Raw genomic sequence first — 14,972 nt, forward strand, 5'->3', positions numbered from 1 at the left:
CGAGCGGAACGTGCGCTAGTTTGGTGAGCGGGCGTGCGACGGTGCGCCAGCCATGGAAGGCGGACGGCATGCTGGTACTCACGAGGCGCGCGAACGAGAGCATCCTCATCGGCGACGACATCACGGTGACGATCCTCGCGGTCACGCCCGGGGGAGTGCGGGTGGGGATCGACGCCCCTCGCGACAAGCGCATCAACCGCGCCGAGATCGTCCTGGCGGTCGGCGACGCCAACCAGGAAGCCGTCCACACCTCGTCCGACGAGGCCGCGGAGACCGCCCTGCTCGGGGCGCTCGCCCGCATCAGCACGGCTCCCTGAGGCTGTCAATGGGGAGTTCTCCCCATGCAGCCCGAGTTACCCCGGATCACGTTGTCGCGATAGTCGTGAATGTGACGGGCGGGGACCCGTCACGGACCACTGAACTGACGAGGTGACCACCGTGGCCGCTCATGATCTGAGCATGCAGCTGATGCGCGAGCGCGATCTGCTCGAGGTGCTGCTCTTCAAGCTCGACGAGCAGCAGATGCTCCTCGCCACCGGGCGCAACCGCTGGATCCACCATGCCGCGAACGAGGTCGACCGGGTCCTCGCGGCCATGCCGACCGTCGCCCTCTCCCGAGACACGCTCGTCGTCGCGGTCGCCGACGAGTGGGGCGTCCCCGAGGCGACGACGCTCCGCGAGCTGATCGACGCCGCGCCGACCGACGCCTGGCGCGAGGTCATGACCGGTCACCTCGATGCCATGACGACCCTCGCCGACGAGATCGGCGAGATGAAGAAGGTCAACGAGCAGCGACTGCGCGCCGCGATCCGGGTGACGCAGGAGACCATCGCCGGGCTCGGCACGCCGACGGGGGAGTACGCCTCCTCGGGCGACGTCGTGCGCGACGCGGATGCCCGACTCCTCGACACGAGGGTGTGACGTCGATGTCCTCCTTCGCCGGACTGCGGCTCGCCGAGTCCGCCCTCGCGGCCGCACGCGCAGGCATGACCGTCACGGGCCAGAACATCGCGAACCAGACGACCGCGGGATACACCCGCCAGCGGCTCGAGCAGACGCCGTCGGCCGCACCAGGACAGTCGGGGCTGTGGCCTACGCGCTTCGCCGTCGGTTCGGGCGTGGACGTCACGGGCGTGGCCCGCCTCGGCGACAACCTGCTCGACGCCCGGGTGCGCGACGCGCTCGGAGCCTCGGGCTTCTGGGTCGCGCGGGCCACTGCCGCCGGTCAGGTCGAAGCGGCCATGGCCGAACCCACCGCGGACGGGCTCGCCGCCAACCTCAATCGCTTCTGGGCCGGATGGTCCGATCTCGCGAACACGCCGGACGCCGCGGCGGCGCAGGTCGTGCTCACGAACGCGCAGGTGCTCATCGGGCAGGTGGCCGCGGGCTACCAGTCCGTCGCCGGTCAGTGGTCGGACCTTCGCGGCCAGGTCGACCGGCAGGTCGCCGACGTCAACGCGGTCGCCGGCCAGGTCGCGTCGCTCAACGGACAGATCCGGGACGCGCTGCTCTCGGGGCGCAACGCGAACGAGCTCATCGATCAGCGCGGGGTGCTCACGCAGCAGCTGGCGTCCTCGGTGGGCGCGACCGGTGTCGTCGAGGCGGACGGCACGCTCACGCTGCGCGTCGACGGCAACGCGCTCGTCTCGGGTGACGCGAGCCGGTCGCTCGACGTGAGCGGCCCGCGCACCATCGCCGATGCCGGGCGCATCACGGTCGCGTGGGCGGATCGCCCCGCGGCGCCCATCGCGGTCACCGGCGGAACCATCGGCGGCACGATCAGCACGCTCGCACCGGCCTCCGACGGCGGCACGCTCGCGGCCGTGGCCGCCGCGTACAACGAGACGGCCGTCGCGCTCGCGACCGCGGTGAACGACGTGCACCGCACCGGTCAGACGCCGACGGGTGCGGCGGGCGGCGACTTCTTCGCCCTCGACCCGAGCGGCCCAGCGGCTCTCGGCCTCCGGGTGATCCCCACCGGACTCGCCGACCTCGCTCTCGCGGCGCCGGGCGCGGGTGCGAAGGACACGACGATCGCCGATCGCATCAGCGCGCTCGGCACCTCGGCCGGCGGGCCCAGCAAGGTGTGGTCGAGTTTCGTGACCGGATTCGCGGTCACCGTCGCGGGCGACCGGCAGCGCGCCGACATCGCCGACATGGGGGCCGTGGCCGCCGTGACGGCCCAGCAGTCGAACGCCTCGGTCGACGGCGACGAGGAGACCATCAATCTGCTGACCTATCAGACCGCCTACCAGGCGGCCGCGCGTGTGCTCACGGCGGTCGACGAGGCGCTCGACCTGCTCATCAACCGCACCGGCCTGGTGGGCCGCTGATCCTCGGAGGACTCATGATCGGGCGCATCACCAGCAGCACCATGACCCAGCAGTCGCTGCGCACCCTGCAGACGACGCTCGTCGACCGGGAGCGCCTGCAGAACCAGGCGACCTCGCAGCGTGCTTTCCGCACTCCCAGCGAGGACCCCGCCGCGGCGGCGACGACGCTCGGCGTGCACGGCGACCAGTCGCGTACCGCGCAGTACAAGCGCAACCTCAGCGACGGGATGGCGTGGGTCACGACCGTGGACACCGCTCTCGGCGCCAGCGCCGATCTCCTGAACCGTGCGCGGGACCTCACGGCGCAGGGAGCCAACTCCGGCGCGCTGAGTCCGACCGCGCGCGAGTCGATCGCGCAGGAGCTCGAGACGATCAGCGCCGAACTGCTCGCGCGTGCGAACACCACCGTCCTCGGGCGCAGCGTCTTCGCCGGGACCAGCGACGCGGCGGTGGCGTTCGACTCGGGGACCTTCACGTTCAACGGCACCGCGGGGGACGGCGTGCAGCGACGGATCAGCGACAACGAGACGGTGCGCGTCGACTTCGACGGGGCTCAGGCCTTCGGCTCGGGAGCCGACAGTGCGTTCGCTCTGCTGAACGACATCGCGGCCGACCTCCGGGCCGGCGTGAACGTGGGCACGCGCCTCGGCGACATCGACGACCGGCTCAAGGAGGTCGTCTCCGCGCGAGGCGCCACGGGTGCCCGGCAGGTGCAGATCGAACGGGCGATGTCGCAGAACCTGTCGGTCTCGACGGACCTCGAGGCGCGCCGGGTCGAGGTCGAGAACGTCGACACCCTCGAGGTGCTCGTGCGGCTGCAGTCCGCCGAGCTCGTCTTTCAGTCCGCCCTGCAGGTGACCGCCCGTTCGCTGCAGACCAACCTCATGGAGTTCCTGCGATGACCACGATCACCGCTGACACGCCCGACACCGCGGTCGAGTTCGCCTTCCCGATGCCGGGGCTGAGTCCGTACACCGCGTTCTCCCTCGACCCGATCCCGGGCGCCGAGGGCTTGTACGCGCTGCGGGCCGTCGGTGCGGACGTGCGGCTGTTCCTGCTCGATCCGGATTTCAGCGACTACGGCTACGAGCCGCGGATCCCGGCGGAGGTCCGCGCGGAACTCGGCGCGGACGACGGCACCGAGCTGAGGGTCCTGGTGGTCGCGAACCCGGCGGAGGACGGCGTCTACATCAATCTGCGTGCACCGATCGTGCTGCACCCCGTCACCGCGCGAGCCGCGCAGGTGATCCTCGACGACGAGTCGTACCCGATCCGGGTGCGATTGGACGGCTGAGTCCGCTCCGCCCGAGGCGCGGATTTCGGGAATCAGAGGATTCCGATATTCACCGCATATACCAAGGAAGAACGAGTATCCTCTGAAATGCACAGGCTGGGGTACTGGCAGATTCCGGCGTAGGCGCAGGAGATTGGGACCTGCGGGCGCGCCGCGGATGCCGCTGGTGGGGTACAGCGCAAGACGCTCGGTGACGAGCGATTTTCCATTGGACGGAAAAGAAGATGAGCACATCCAGGACGCTCGACACGAATCGGGTGAGCAAGAGGGAGTTCGTGCAGCGGTTCGCACGACGCGGCGGGATCTCCGTCGGCGCCGCGCAGACCGCCTACAACGCGATGATCGACGAACTCGTCGATCTGGTGAGCCGCGGCAACACCGTGACCCTGACGAACTTCGGGAAGTTCTACCCGCAGACCCACAAGGGGCACCGGGTGCAGTTCTCGAAGGACGAGGGCGCGGGCGAGGTCGACGACTACACCGTGTTGAAGTTCTCTGCGACGCGCGAGGTCAACAAGCGTGTCAAGGTGAACGACTAGCAATCGTGATCTAAACGTAAACGAGAATTTCCGGAGGTTTCGCCTCTCGGTGCACACTCACCTGCCCAGCGGCCCTAGCATGTAGTCGGACGGAAGTCCCCGTCATCATCGGATGACGTGTGCTGTGGGTCGCTGGGGGGCTTGCACTGACAGTGAAAGAGGGCGGCCTCATGCCGATGCGCGCGCGGAACAAGCTCGTCGTCGACCACCTGCACATCGTGGGCGCGGCAACCGCGAACGTCGCCGCCCGGCTGACGCAGGTCTCGCGGGAGGAGCTCGCCTCTGCCGGCGCCTTCGCGCTGGTGCGCGCCGCCGACAGGTTCGACGCGAGCCTGGGGGTGCCGTTCGGCGCGTACGCGCGCGAGCGCATCAACTGGGCGCTCATGGACGAGCTCCGGTCGATGGACTGGGCGCCGCGTGACGTGCGCGCCCGTGCGAAGGAGACCACCCGGGTCCGCGACACCCTCGCCGGTGTCCTCGGGCGCACGCCGACGCACCGCGAGGTCGCGGACGCGATGGGGGTGGACGCCGGCCTCGTGCGTGAGCGGCTGGCGGATGCAGAGCGCACGGTCTCGAGCCTCGACGTCCTGGATCCGTATGACGTCGTCTGGTCGGGGTACCTCCCGGAGGAGATGGCGATAGCCGCCGAGCGGGAGGAGCTGCTGCATCATGCGGTCGAGGCGCTCCCCGAGCGCAAACGTCGCATCGTGCGCGCGATCTACTTCGAGGACCGCACGGTCAAGGACCTGGCCGAGGAGCTCGGCGTCTCGCATGCGGCGATCTCGCAGCAGCGCTCGGAGGCCGTGCGCATGCTGCGCGACGCGCTCGACAGGCACTACGCCGAAAGCGCCGTGACTCCGGCGTCGAAGTCCTCTGCATCGGCTCTCGACGCCTATTTCGACCGCCTCGCCGTCTCCAGCGGGCACCGCTACGCGCGATCGTTCCTCCGCCGGACCATCGGCGTGTGAGCCCTCGGCCTCAGAGGCCGAACCCGTAGCTCGCCTGGCCGACCAGGGTCAGGCTGACGCTCGTCGGATAGACCTCCGGCTCCTCGTCGTCGTCGTCCACGAGGTCGAGGCGATCGACCGGCACGAAAATGGTGCCGTCGGTCTCGAACACGAGGTCGCGTGGCCGGAACGACGCGAAGATCGAGCGGGTGGAGTGGCGGAGCTCGTAGGTGCGGACCGTGTCACCGCGCTCGAACAGGTTCATCTCCGCCTCCTCCGACCAGGTCCTGCCATCGGGGAAGCGCGCGTCGATCCGATAGGTGCTCGGCTCGATCGCCTTGATGTTGAGGTCCTCGACGATCTCTGAGAACAGGGTGTCGGGCTGCGCGAGCTCGAACGCGATCGCGCGGAGGTGGTCGTAGTTGAGCCGGGCTCGTCGTGAGAACAGCGCGACGTTCTCGATCTCGATCGGGTCGGCGTTCGGTGCCTGGTCGACGAGGTACTGACGCACCTCATCCGGCCCGGGGTACTCGAAACGCATGTGGTAGTGGAACCGCCCCGGACGGTTGACGATGTATGCGCTCACGTCGTTGATGTCGTTGACGGTGAGGCAGTAGATGCGCTTGACCGACGAGAGGCCGTCGAACAGCGACAGGAACTGGTTCTGCCGGTTGGCGCCGTCGACGCCGCCGCGACGGGTGACGGGAAAGGTCTTCTCGAACTCGTCGAAGACGATGAGGCACTCATCGAGGCTGTCGAGGAACTCGACGATGCCGTCGTTGTCCTCGGACACGATCACGACCGGCAGCGCCTGCTCCCGCGCCTCCTCGGCGACCATGCGCAGGAACAGGGTCTTGCCTATGCCCTTGTCGCCGGAGAGCATCACCCCGAGACTGCGGTCCGAGAGCGCGTAGGAGCGGAAGATCTTGTCGACCTTGCGCTCGAGGCCGCCATACACCCGTTCGGCGCCGACCGAGAGGTCGTCGACCTTCACGAGGCTGAAGCCCTCCTTCGACGTGAAGTGCACCCGGTAGGTGCCCAGCGGGAACACCTCGTGCGTGCGCACGGCGTCGTCGTACACCCGTACGTGGCCACCGGTCTCGATGTACGTTGTCGTCACGGATCCTCGTCCTCTTTCTACCCCGACCTGTATATCGGCCGTGCAGGGGATGCCGTAAGGCGACTCGCGGAAGTCTCCTCCTGCGTCGCCCCGACGTGAAAGACTCGGGTCGGGGGAGCATCCCCCGGACGTGGTCGGGCGGGAGCGGACATGGCACAGCGGATCGTGGTCAGCGGCGCATCGGGACTCGTCGGGACGGCCCTCGTCAGCGCGCTCCGCGCGGAGGGCGTCGCCGTCACCCGACTCGTCAGGAGGCCTCCGTCGAGCTCTGACGAGGTGCAGTGGCGGCCGGGGGAGCGCGACCTCGATCCGGCAGTGCTCGCCGGTGCGGATGCCGTCGTCGCACTGGGCGGCGCCAGCGTCGGACGGCTGCCGTGGACCCGCGGGTACCGCCGGACCCTCGTCGAGTCGCGCCTCATCACGACCCGGACGATCGCCACGGCGGTGCGGGCTCTCGCTGCCGACGCTCCGGCGTTCGTGTCGGCCTCCGCGGTCGGCTACTACGGCTCGGCGCCCGGTGAGGTGCTCACCGAGAGCGCTCCGGCCGGCGACACCTTCCTCGCGCGGCTCTGCGTCCGCTGGGAGGACGAGGCCAGGCGCGCCGGCGACCACGCACGCGTCGCGCTGCTGCGCACGGCGCCGATCGTGCACCGGAGCGGCGTGCTGAAGCCGCTCATCCAGTCGACGCGGTTCGGTCTCGCCGGTCCGCTCGGGCCGGGCACCCAGCTCTGGCCGTGGATCTCGCTGGAGGACGAGGTCCGGGGCATCCGTCAGGTGATCGACGCCGGCCTCGACGGCCCGGTGAATCTCTCGGGACCGAGTCCGGCGACCGCCGACGATCTCGGACGCGCCGTCGCCGATCGCATGCGACGTCCGTTCTGGGTGCCGGCCCCGGCATGGGCCCTGCGGCTGGCGCTCGGTGACGCGGCGGAGTCGCTGCTGCTCTCGGATGCCGACGTGCGGCCCGACGCGCTCCTCGCCTCCGGCTTCACGTTCTCCCGCACCACCGTTCAGCAGGCGGTCGACGCGGCGCTCTGAGGGCCCGCGCCGACCGCCTCGACGCCGAGGGTCAGCCGTTGTGCGGATCCGCCGCGTTGAGCGCCGCCACAACCTGCGGATAGTCGCCGCGGGCCTCGCCGTAGCGCAGGAACTTCACGCGCTCGACCTGGATCTCGGTCGCCTCGGGCTGCGACTCGATGAGACCGATCACCTCGGATACGAAGTCGTCCAGAGGCATGGCGTTGTCGCTCGTCTCGTGTCCGGGCATCAGCGCGGTCCGCACGGCCGGAGGCTCGAGCTCCTGCACGGCCACGCTCGTCCCGGCGAGCTGCAGGCGCAGCGACTCGCTGAGCATGTGGATCGCCGCCTTGGTGGCGTTGTAGGTGGGCGTGACGCGCAGGGGAGCGAACGCCAGGCCCGAGGACACGGTCATGATCGTCGCATCGTCCTTCGTCTGCAGGTGCTCGATGAACGCGGCGATGAGGCGGATCGGCCCGAGCAGGTTGGTCGTCACGGTCGCCTCAGCCGTCTCGAGGAAGCCCGAGGGCGTGGTCCAGTCCTCGGCGCGCATGATGCCCGCCATCGCGACGACGACGTTGAGGTCGGGGTGAGCGGTGATGACCTCCCGTGCCGCCTCCTGGATGCTCCCGGCGTCGGCGGTGTCGATGCGCACGGCGTGGATGCCGGGGTTCTCCGCCGTGATGCGCTCCAGGAGCTCGGTGCGGCGTCCGCCGACGATCACGGTGTTGCCGCGCTCGGCGAAGCGCTGAGCGAGGGCGAGCCCGATGCCGCTCGTCGCCCCGGGGATGAAGATGGTGTTTCCGCTGATGTTCATGCGTCCACTCTCCGTCGTCCCGGGACCGTTCTCCAGGGACGCCTCATCCAGGGATCCGCGGTCCCTGGATCGACGCTCGCGTGCGGGGGATACTGCTGAGGTGGACAGAGAAGCACTGGCAGAGTTCCTCGTGAGCCGACGGGAGCAGCTGCGGCCCGCCGACGTGGGGCTCGGGGCCGGCGTCCGTCGTCGTACGCCCGGTCTCCGACGTGAGGAGGTCGCCCAGCTCGCCGCGATGTCGACGGACTACTACGCCCGACTCGAGCAGCGCCGCGGCCCGCAGCCGAGCGTCCAGATCCTCGCCTCTCTCGCCCGCGCCCTCCGGCTCACGCCCGATGAGCGCGACTATCTGCATCGCGTCAGCGGGCACAGCGCGCCCGATCGCACGGCGTTCACGGACTACGTGCATCCCGGCATGCTCCGCGTGCTCGACCGGCTCGACGACACCCCCGCGTTCATCGTGTCCGTGCTCGACGAGGTGCTCGTCCAGAACGACGCGGCCAAGGCCCTGCTCGGCGACGCCAGTGGTTTCGAAGGACTGGATCGCAGCGGAATCTACCGGTGGTTCGCCGACCCGGAGGGGGAGCGCCACCACTATCCGGAGGCGGACCACCCGCAGCGCAGCCGCGTGCTCGTCGCCTCGCTCCGCGCCGCCTACGGCGTCCTCGGCGAGCGCTCTCGCGCGGGCGACATCGTGCGCGACCTGACCGGCCGTTCGACGGAGTTCGCCGAGCTGTGGCCCGTGCACGAGGTGCGGCGCCGGTTCGACGACCACAAGGTGCTGATCCACCCGGCCGTCGGAGAGATCGAGGTCGACTGCCAGGCACTGCTCACCGAGGACGAATCACAGGCGCTCGTGGTGCTCACGGCCGCCCCCGGCAGCGAGGCGGCGAGCAAGCTCGAACTGGTCAGGGTGCTCGGGACGCAACGGGTCTGAGCGCGCGCTCCGGATGCGACGACCGGGTCAGGACTCCTCGTGCGTGCGCGGGTCCGCCCCGAACAGGCGTCCGTCGGCACGACCCAGCCCGGTGATCGCCTCGACCTCGTCGTCGGCGAGGCGCACGGACCCGGCCTCGAGGTTCGCGACCTGGTGCTCCCGGGACGAGGCCTTGGGGATCGCGACCGTCTCGCGCGCCACATGCCATGCGAGGACCGTCTGCGCGGGGGAGATGCCGTGCGCCGCGGCGACCTCGTGGATCACGGGCTCGTCGATCAGCTCTTTGGCGCGGCCGAGAGGGCTCCACGCCTCGGTGAGGATGCCGTGCTCGCGGTGATAGGCGAGCTGCTCGGTCTGCGGGAAGTACGGGTGCACCTCGATCTGGTTCACGACGGGGCGCACACCGGTCTCGCGTTCGATGCGCTCGAGGTGCTCCGGGAGGAAGTTCGAGACGCCGATCTGGCGTACGACGCCGCGCTGCTGCGCGTCGACCAGGGCCTCCCACGCCTGCAGGTACTCGTCCTGGCTCGGATTCGGCCAGTGGATCAGGTGCACGTCCGTCACGTCGACGCCGAGGCGCGAGCGGCTCTCCTCGATGCTCGTCGTCGCCTTCGCCCGCGGGTGATGGCGCCCGGGGAGCTTCGTCGTCACGATGATCTCGGAGCGGTCGACGTCGGACTGCCGGACGCCGCGACCCACCGAGCCCTCGTTCTCGTAGTTGAACGCCGAGTCCAGGAGGCGGTACCCGGCGCCGATCGCGGTGGTCACGGCATCCGCTCCCGCATCGCCGTTCAGAGCGTAGGTGCCGAGTCCGAGTGCGGGGAGTTCGAAGCCGTTGTGGGCGGTGAAGCGGGGGAGTGCGGTCATGTCGCCAGCGTACGCTGGAGCGGTGACGGGAGCGGAGAGAATGGCGCAGGATGACGCGACGAGGCAGGACGCGCTCCGGTGCCCGTGCGGTTCGGGAGACGTGCTCGCGAACTGCTGCGGTCCCGTGCTCGCCGGGGCGCCCGCGCCGACCGCGGAGCGTCTCATGCGCTCGCGCTACACGGCGTTCGTGCTCGGTGACACGGATCACCTGCTCGCGACCTGGCATCCGTCGACGCGCCCGTCGTCCCTCGACCTCGACGCGGATCTGCATTGGCGCCGCCTCGCGATCGTCGACCGCGTCGCCGGAGGTCCGTTCGACCGTCAGGGCGTGGTGGAGTTCGCCGCCGCCTGGGAGCAGCGGGGCGACCGCGGGGTGCTCCGGGAGCGGAGCCGGTTCGTCCGCGATGGGCGCCGTTGGCTGTACGTCGACGGCGATGTCGCCTGAGCGGGTAGATTTGAGAGCGTGAACGCCAGCCCAGAACACCAGCGCATCCTCCTCGACGTCGCCGACCTGGACCGCCGCATCGCGCAGGCGGAGCGTGCACGCACCAAGCCTGCACAGGCCGCCCGCATCACCGAGCTCGTCGCGATCCGGCAGGACCAGCTGCGCGAGCTCACGAGTCTCACGGGCGCTCGCGACGACGTGCGCACCGAGCTCACGCGACTCGAATCCGACGTCGTCCTCGTCGAGCAGCGCCGCGCGCGCGACGCCGACCGGCTCGCCGCGGCCACCAACTCCAAGGAGGCGCAGGCGCTCGAGCACGAGATCGCCAGCCTGACGCGTCGACAGAGCGACCTCGAGGACGCACAGCTCGACGTCATGGGCCGAGTGGAGGACGCCGACGCCGCGGTCGCCGCGCAGCAGGCGCTCCTCGACACCACCACCGCCGAGGGCAGCGCCCTCACCGCGCAGGCCAAGGCCGACGTCGCCGCCGCCACCGAGCTGGGGGCGCAGCTCGGCCGCGATCGCGAGGCCGTCACCGCGACTCTCCCCGCTCCGCTCCTCGCCGAGTACACGCGCCGTGCGGCCAACAGCGCGGGCGCCGCCCTCCTCACCCGGGGCACCTGCGAAGGGTGCCGCATCCTGCTGCCCGGAACGGACATCGCCGAGATCCGCCGTGCCGCCGAGGACGCCGTCGTCTCGTGCCCCGAGTGCGGTTGCATCCTCGTCCGCACCGAGGAATCCGGGCTGTGAGCTCCGCGCCGCGAGCGCGCCGACGGTGAGCTCGCGGCGCACTCCGGAGCGCTGGATCGCTCTGGTGCGAGTCGGCGTCGGGGGCTGGACAGCCGTCGAGATCGACCCGACCGGCGTCGAGACCTCTCGTCACCAGGTGGCCGACGCGGACCTCCCCGCGTGGGTCTCCGGTCGTGAGGGCGAGGGAGCGCCCCGCTGGGTCATCCGCAGCGCCCGTGAGGTGTATCCGCGACTGCTCTCCGCCGGCGTGCGACTGGGCCGCACGCACGACCTGCTGCTGTGCCACGCGATCCTCCGCGATACGGACGCCGTCGCCCGTCCGCTCGCTCCCTCCGCTGACTGGGTGCGCCGCGACGCGGTGGACGAGGCCCCGTCCCTGTTCGATGCGTTCGATGAGGAGGACGCCGCCGACCCCGTCGACGAGGTGCTCACGCAGTTCCGGCTTCAGCGCCGTGTGATCGGCGACGGCGCCGACGGTCGCCTCGCTCTGCTCACCTCGGCGGAATCCGCGGGCGGCCTCGTCGCAGAGGAGATGCGTGCGGCCGGGCTGCCCTGGGACGCGGGCATCCATGACGCGATCCTCACCGAGATCCTCGGCGCGCGTCCGATCGCGGGCGGGACGCCGAGCCGCATGGTCGCGGAGGCCGATCGGGTGCGCTCGATCCTCGGAGATCCGACCCTCAACCTGGACAGTCAGCCCAAGCTGCTGCGGGCGCTGCATCGGGTGGGCGTGCAGGTCGAGTCGACCGGCCGCTGGGAGCTCGCTCAGCACGACCACCCCGTCATCGCGCCGCTCACGTCGTACAAGAAGCTCGCGCGTCTCCTCAGCGCGAACGGCTGGGCCTGGCTCGCGGAGTGGGTGCACGACGGGCGCTTCCGCCCGGTGTACATCCCGGGTGGCGTGGTCACGGGCCGCTGGGCATCGGCGGGCGGCGGCGCGCTGCAGATCCCGCGGAATCTCCGTGCGGCCGTGCGCGCGGACGAGGGGTGGCGGCTCGTCGTCGCCGACGTCGCGCAGCTCGAGCCGCGCATGCTCGCCGCGATGGCCGGCGACCGGGCGATGGCTCGCGCGGCCCAGGGCGCCGATCTCTACGCGGGCGTGGTCGAGTCCGGAGCCGTCGCCACGCGCGAGGAGGCGAAGTACGCGGTGCTCGGCGCCATGTACGGAGCGACCACGGGCGACAGCGGACGCCTCGTGCCTCGGTTGCGCAAGGTGTATCCGCGGGCCATGGCGCTCGTCGACCAAGCCGCGCGGGTCGGCGAGGACGGCGGCGTCGTGTCCACGTGGCTGGGACGCTCGTCACCCCGACCGTCGATCGAGTGGGAGAGCATGCAGGCGCGCGCCACGGACGCCGACGCGGATCCCGCAGACGTCGCCGTGGCGCGTCGGCGCGCGCGGGACTGGGGGCGCTTCACCCGGAACTTCGTCGTGCAGGGCACCGCGGCCGAGTGGTCGCTGATCTGGCTCGCCGAGATCCGCCATCGGCTGCAGCAGCTGCCCGCGTCCGCGCATCCTGCACCGGCATCCGGACCCTTCGCGGCGCGCGCGCATCTCGCGTTCTTCCTCCACGACGAGGTCGTGCTGCACGCGCCGGCGGATCAGGCCGAGGCGGCCGCCGATGCCGTGCGCGAGGCCGCGGCGGTCGCGACCCGTCGTCTGTTCGGGGACTTCCCGATCGAGGTGCCGTTGGATCTGCGCATCGCCGAGTCGGCGGAGAAGTAGCGCCGCCCCCGTAGACTGGTGGTGCGAATGGGTCGACTGGACGGTCGCGTGGCGGGAGACCGCACCGAGGAACGTCCGGGCTCCACAGGGCAGGACGGTGGGTAACGCCCACCCGGAGCAATCCGCGAGAAAGTGCCACAGAGAGCAGACCGCCCCGCAAGGGGTAAGGGTGAAAGGGTGGTGTAAGAGACCACCGGGGGCCATGGTGACATGGCCCGCCAGGTAAACCTCGTCCGGAGCAAGGTCAGACAGAGGATGACGACGCGGCTCGCCGAGTCCTCGGGTAGACCGCTAGAGTGCCACGGCAACGTGTCGCCGAGAGAGATGACCGTCGAAGGGGCGAAGAACCCCGGAACAGAACCCGGCGTACAGGTCGGCCCATTCGCCTCCTGCCGGCACAGGCAGCACCGACCGACCGCCTAGCAGTGCGTGCGGGCGCCCGTCAATGGGAGGCGGCGCATCGCGCGCGGAACCTAGGCTGGGAACACAACGGGCCGCTCCTGTGCCGCCCTACGTCAGTCGGCCCGGCGGCGCACGGATTCTCTCGGTTCCGTGGTCCCTGCTCGGCAGCGACGGGCACCGTCCACGGTTCCCCTCCCGACTGTCCGGTCCCTCGAAATCGGGTTCGAGGGACCGGAACATCTTCCCTTCCCGACCGGAGCAGCCGTGGAGAACACCGACAGACCTGACGCCCCGCACGTGCTGTGGGCCTGCGTCGAAGAGGGCTTCCACGTCGGGAGCCGCGGCGGGGACTTCCTCGGCTACGTGGACCGTCAGCCGAACGGCGAGTACCGCGCCTTCGACGCCCGATCGGCCGTGATCGGCGACTTCGCAGTCCTCGCGGAGGCGACGGCGGCCGTGTCGGCGGCCTCTCCGGGTGACGACGCTCCGTCGGCTGAGGATCTGCAGGGGACCCTCCGATGAACGCATCCGGACGGCTGCTCTCGCTCGTCTACACCAGCACGGCGTCCCACCCGTTCCGGGAGACAGCTCTCGAGCAGCTCCTCGAGGAGTGCCGTCGCCTCAACGCGGAGCGCGATGTGACCGGGATGCTGCTTCACCGGTCGGGGCGTTTCATCCAGGTGCTCGAGGGCGAACCCGAGATCGTCCGCGCCCTCGCGGAGCGCATCCGGAACGACGGCCGTCACCACGACATGAGGGTGCTCATCGAGGAGTCCATCGACGAGCGGCGCTTCCCGGACTGGACCATGGGCTACCGCGCGTTCCGCGGCGACCCGGGTCTCGCACCCGCCGGCTACCGCGACTCCTTCGCCGATCTCGACGCCGATGCCGACCGCATGACCACGAGGCGTGCGCTGTCCGAGCTCACGCTGTGGTTCCGGGTGCGCACCGCGCGCTCGGCCTGAGCCCCTGGACGACGAAGGCCCCGCCGGATCCGGCGGGGCCTTCGTGCTGTCGTGAGGGCGTTCAGTCGCCCGCGAGGGACGCCGCGCCGATGATGCCGGAGTTGTTGCGGTGGATCGCCGGGACGATCGGGGTCTTGAGGTCGAGGAGCGGGAGGAAGTCGCCCGCGTTCTTCGAGACGCCGCCGCCGACCACGAACAGATCCGGGCTGAACAGGAACTCGATGTGCGAATAGAACTCCTGCAGACGCTCCGCCCATTCGGCCCAGCTGAGGTTCTCGCGCTCGCGTGCCGAGGTCGCGGCGTAGGTCTCGACGGACTCGTACTCGCGGAAGTTGAGGTGGCCGAGCTCGGTGTTCGGCACCAGGACGCCGTCGTACAGGAACGCCGAGCCGATGCCGGTGCCCAGCGTCGTGAGCAGCGTGAAGCCGAGCACGTCGCGCGCCGCGCCGTGGCGGGCCTCGGCGACTCCCGCGGCATCCGCGTCGTTCACGAAGACGATGTTGCGCCCCAGTCCGTCGCGGAAGAAGCGCTCGGCGTCGAAGCCGATCCATTCCTTCGACACGTTGGCCGCGGAGAGGGTCTTGCCGCGCTTGACGATCGCGGGGAACGCGACGCCGAGCGGGAGGGTCGACTCGTGCACGTCGAGGGTCTTGAGCACGGTCTTCACGGCCTGCAGCACGTCCTGCGGCGAGGCGCCCTCCGGCGTGGGCACGCGCACCCTGTCGGATGCCATGGTGCCGTGCTCGAGGTCGACGATGCCTGCCTTGATTCCCGTGCCGCCGATGTCGACGCCGATCGCTTTTGCCATGGTCGATA

General features: G+C 70.4%; 18 protein-coding genes and 1 other RNA gene. 15 read left to right on the forward strand and 4 right to left on the reverse strand.

What is annotated here, in order from left to right:
• Positions 1–68: 68 nt before the first annotated feature.
• From csrA to ACIPY8_RS17000, 7 genes are all read left to right on the forward strand, one after another.
• Positions 69–317, forward strand: coding sequence for a carbon storage regulator CsrA (gene csrA / locus ACIPY8_RS16970; RefSeq protein ID WP_400820705.1), 249 nt, complete (start codon positions 69–71; stop codon positions 315–317).
• 121 nt (positions 318–438) lie between these two features.
• The gene (gene flgN, locus ACIPY8_RS16975) at positions 439–921 is read left to right on the forward strand and encodes a flagellar export chaperone FlgN (RefSeq protein WP_400820707.1); all 483 of its coding nucleotides are present in this window, start codon (positions 439–441) and stop codon (positions 919–921) included.
• 5 nt (positions 922–926) lie between these two features.
• Positions 927–2,333: a flagellar hook-associated protein FlgK gene (gene flgK / locus ACIPY8_RS16980; protein ID WP_400820709.1), complete on the forward strand. Its 1,407-nt coding sequence runs from the start codon at positions 927–929 to the stop codon at positions 2,331–2,333.
• 14 nt (positions 2,334–2,347) lie between these two features.
• Positions 2,348–3,235: a flagellin gene (locus ACIPY8_RS16985; protein WP_400820711.1), complete on the forward strand. Its 888-nt coding sequence runs from the start codon at positions 2,348–2,350 to the stop codon at positions 3,233–3,235.
• Positions 3,232–3,627 carry a flagellar assembly protein FliW gene (gene fliW, locus ACIPY8_RS16990; protein WP_400820714.1) on the forward strand — a complete coding sequence of 132 codons (396 nt, stop codon included), beginning with the start codon at positions 3,232–3,234 and terminating at the stop codon, positions 3,625–3,627. Before ACIPY8_RS16985 ends, fliW begins: the two co-directional genes overlap by 4 nt.
• A gap of 224 nt (positions 3,628–3,851) precedes the next feature.
• Positions 3,852–4,166, forward strand: coding sequence for an HU family DNA-binding protein (locus tag ACIPY8_RS16995; RefSeq protein WP_400820716.1), 315 nt, complete (start codon positions 3,852–3,854; stop codon positions 4,164–4,166).
• Between the two features lie 170 nt (positions 4,167–4,336).
• Positions 4,337–5,134: a sigma-70 family RNA polymerase sigma factor gene (locus ACIPY8_RS17000; protein WP_400820718.1), complete on the forward strand. Its 798-nt coding sequence runs from the start codon at positions 4,337–4,339 to the stop codon at positions 5,132–5,134.
• Positions 5,135–5,144: 10 nt separating this feature from the next.
• Here ACIPY8_RS17000 and ACIPY8_RS17005 read toward each other — a convergent pair whose 3' ends face one another.
• A complete protein-coding gene (locus tag ACIPY8_RS17005) occupies positions 5,145–6,233 on the reverse strand; it encodes an AAA family ATPase (RefSeq protein ID WP_400820721.1) in 1,089 nt (362 codons plus the stop codon).
• 150 nt (positions 6,234–6,383) lie between these two features.
• Between ACIPY8_RS17005 and ACIPY8_RS17010 the strand changes: the two genes are divergently transcribed.
• Positions 6,384–7,271, forward strand: coding sequence for a TIGR01777 family oxidoreductase (locus ACIPY8_RS17010; protein ID WP_400820723.1), 888 nt, complete (start codon positions 6,384–6,386; stop codon positions 7,269–7,271).
• Between the two features lie 31 nt (positions 7,272–7,302).
• On the opposite strand, the gene ACIPY8_RS17015 is transcribed toward ACIPY8_RS17010, so the two are convergent.
• Positions 7,303–8,067: an SDR family oxidoreductase gene (locus ACIPY8_RS17015; protein ID WP_400820726.1), complete on the reverse strand. Its 765-nt coding sequence runs from the start codon at positions 8,065–8,067 to the stop codon at positions 7,303–7,305.
• 100 nt (positions 8,068–8,167) lie between these two features.
• On the opposite strand from ACIPY8_RS17015, the gene ACIPY8_RS17020 reads away from it, so the two are divergent.
• On the forward strand, positions 8,168–9,004 hold the full coding sequence (locus ACIPY8_RS17020) for a helix-turn-helix transcriptional regulator (protein ID WP_400820728.1): 837 nt from the start codon (positions 8,168–8,170) through the stop codon (positions 9,002–9,004).
• 27 nt (positions 9,005–9,031) lie between these two features.
• Here ACIPY8_RS17020 and ACIPY8_RS17025 read toward each other — a convergent pair whose 3' ends face one another.
• The gene (locus tag ACIPY8_RS17025; protein ID WP_400820730.1) at positions 9,032–9,871 is read right to left on the reverse strand and encodes an aldo/keto reductase; all 840 of its coding nucleotides are present in this window, start codon (positions 9,869–9,871) and stop codon (positions 9,032–9,034) included.
• Positions 9,872–9,911: 40 nt separating this feature from the next.
• Between ACIPY8_RS17025 and ACIPY8_RS17030 the strand changes: the two genes are divergently transcribed.
• From ACIPY8_RS17030 to ACIPY8_RS17055, 6 genes are all read left to right on the forward strand, one after another.
• The gene (locus tag ACIPY8_RS17030; protein WP_400820732.1) at positions 9,912–10,316 is read left to right on the forward strand and encodes a YchJ family protein; all 405 of its coding nucleotides are present in this window, start codon (positions 9,912–9,914) and stop codon (positions 10,314–10,316) included.
• Positions 10,317–10,334: 18 nt separating this feature from the next.
• On the forward strand, positions 10,335–11,066 hold the full coding sequence (locus ACIPY8_RS17035; RefSeq protein WP_400820734.1) for a zinc ribbon domain-containing protein: 732 nt from the start codon (positions 10,335–10,337) through the stop codon (positions 11,064–11,066).
• A 25-nt stretch (positions 11,067–11,091) separates the two neighbouring features.
• Entirely contained in the window at positions 11,092–12,789 is a 1,698-nt protein-coding gene (locus ACIPY8_RS17040; protein ID WP_400820736.1) for a bifunctional 3'-5' exonuclease/DNA polymerase, read from the forward strand.
• 28 nt (positions 12,790–12,817) lie between these two features.
• An RNA gene (rnpB, locus tag ACIPY8_RS17045) (RNase P RNA component class A) lies at positions 12,818–13,174 on the forward strand.
• A 281-nt stretch (positions 13,175–13,455) separates the two neighbouring features.
• Positions 13,456–13,713 (forward strand): hypothetical protein, encoded by a 258-nt coding sequence (locus tag ACIPY8_RS17050; protein WP_400820738.1) that lies wholly within the window; start codon positions 13,456–13,458, stop codon positions 13,711–13,713.
• A complete protein-coding gene (locus ACIPY8_RS17055; protein WP_400820740.1) occupies positions 13,710–14,156 on the forward strand; it encodes a BLUF domain-containing protein in 447 nt (148 codons plus the stop codon). Before ACIPY8_RS17050 ends, ACIPY8_RS17055 begins: the two co-directional genes overlap by 4 nt.
• 61 nt (positions 14,157–14,217) lie before the next feature.
• Here ACIPY8_RS17055 and ppgK read toward each other — a convergent pair whose 3' ends face one another.
• Positions 14,218–14,964 (reverse strand): polyphosphate--glucose phosphotransferase, encoded by a 747-nt coding sequence (gene ppgK, locus ACIPY8_RS17060; protein WP_400820742.1) that lies wholly within the window; start codon positions 14,962–14,964, stop codon positions 14,218–14,220.
• Positions 14,965–14,972 lie beyond the last annotated feature (8 nt).

It is taken from the genome of Microbacterium sp. NPDC089696, from assembly GCF_044749125.1.
Lineage (GTDB): Bacteria > Actinomycetota > Actinomycetes > Actinomycetales > Microbacteriaceae > Microbacterium.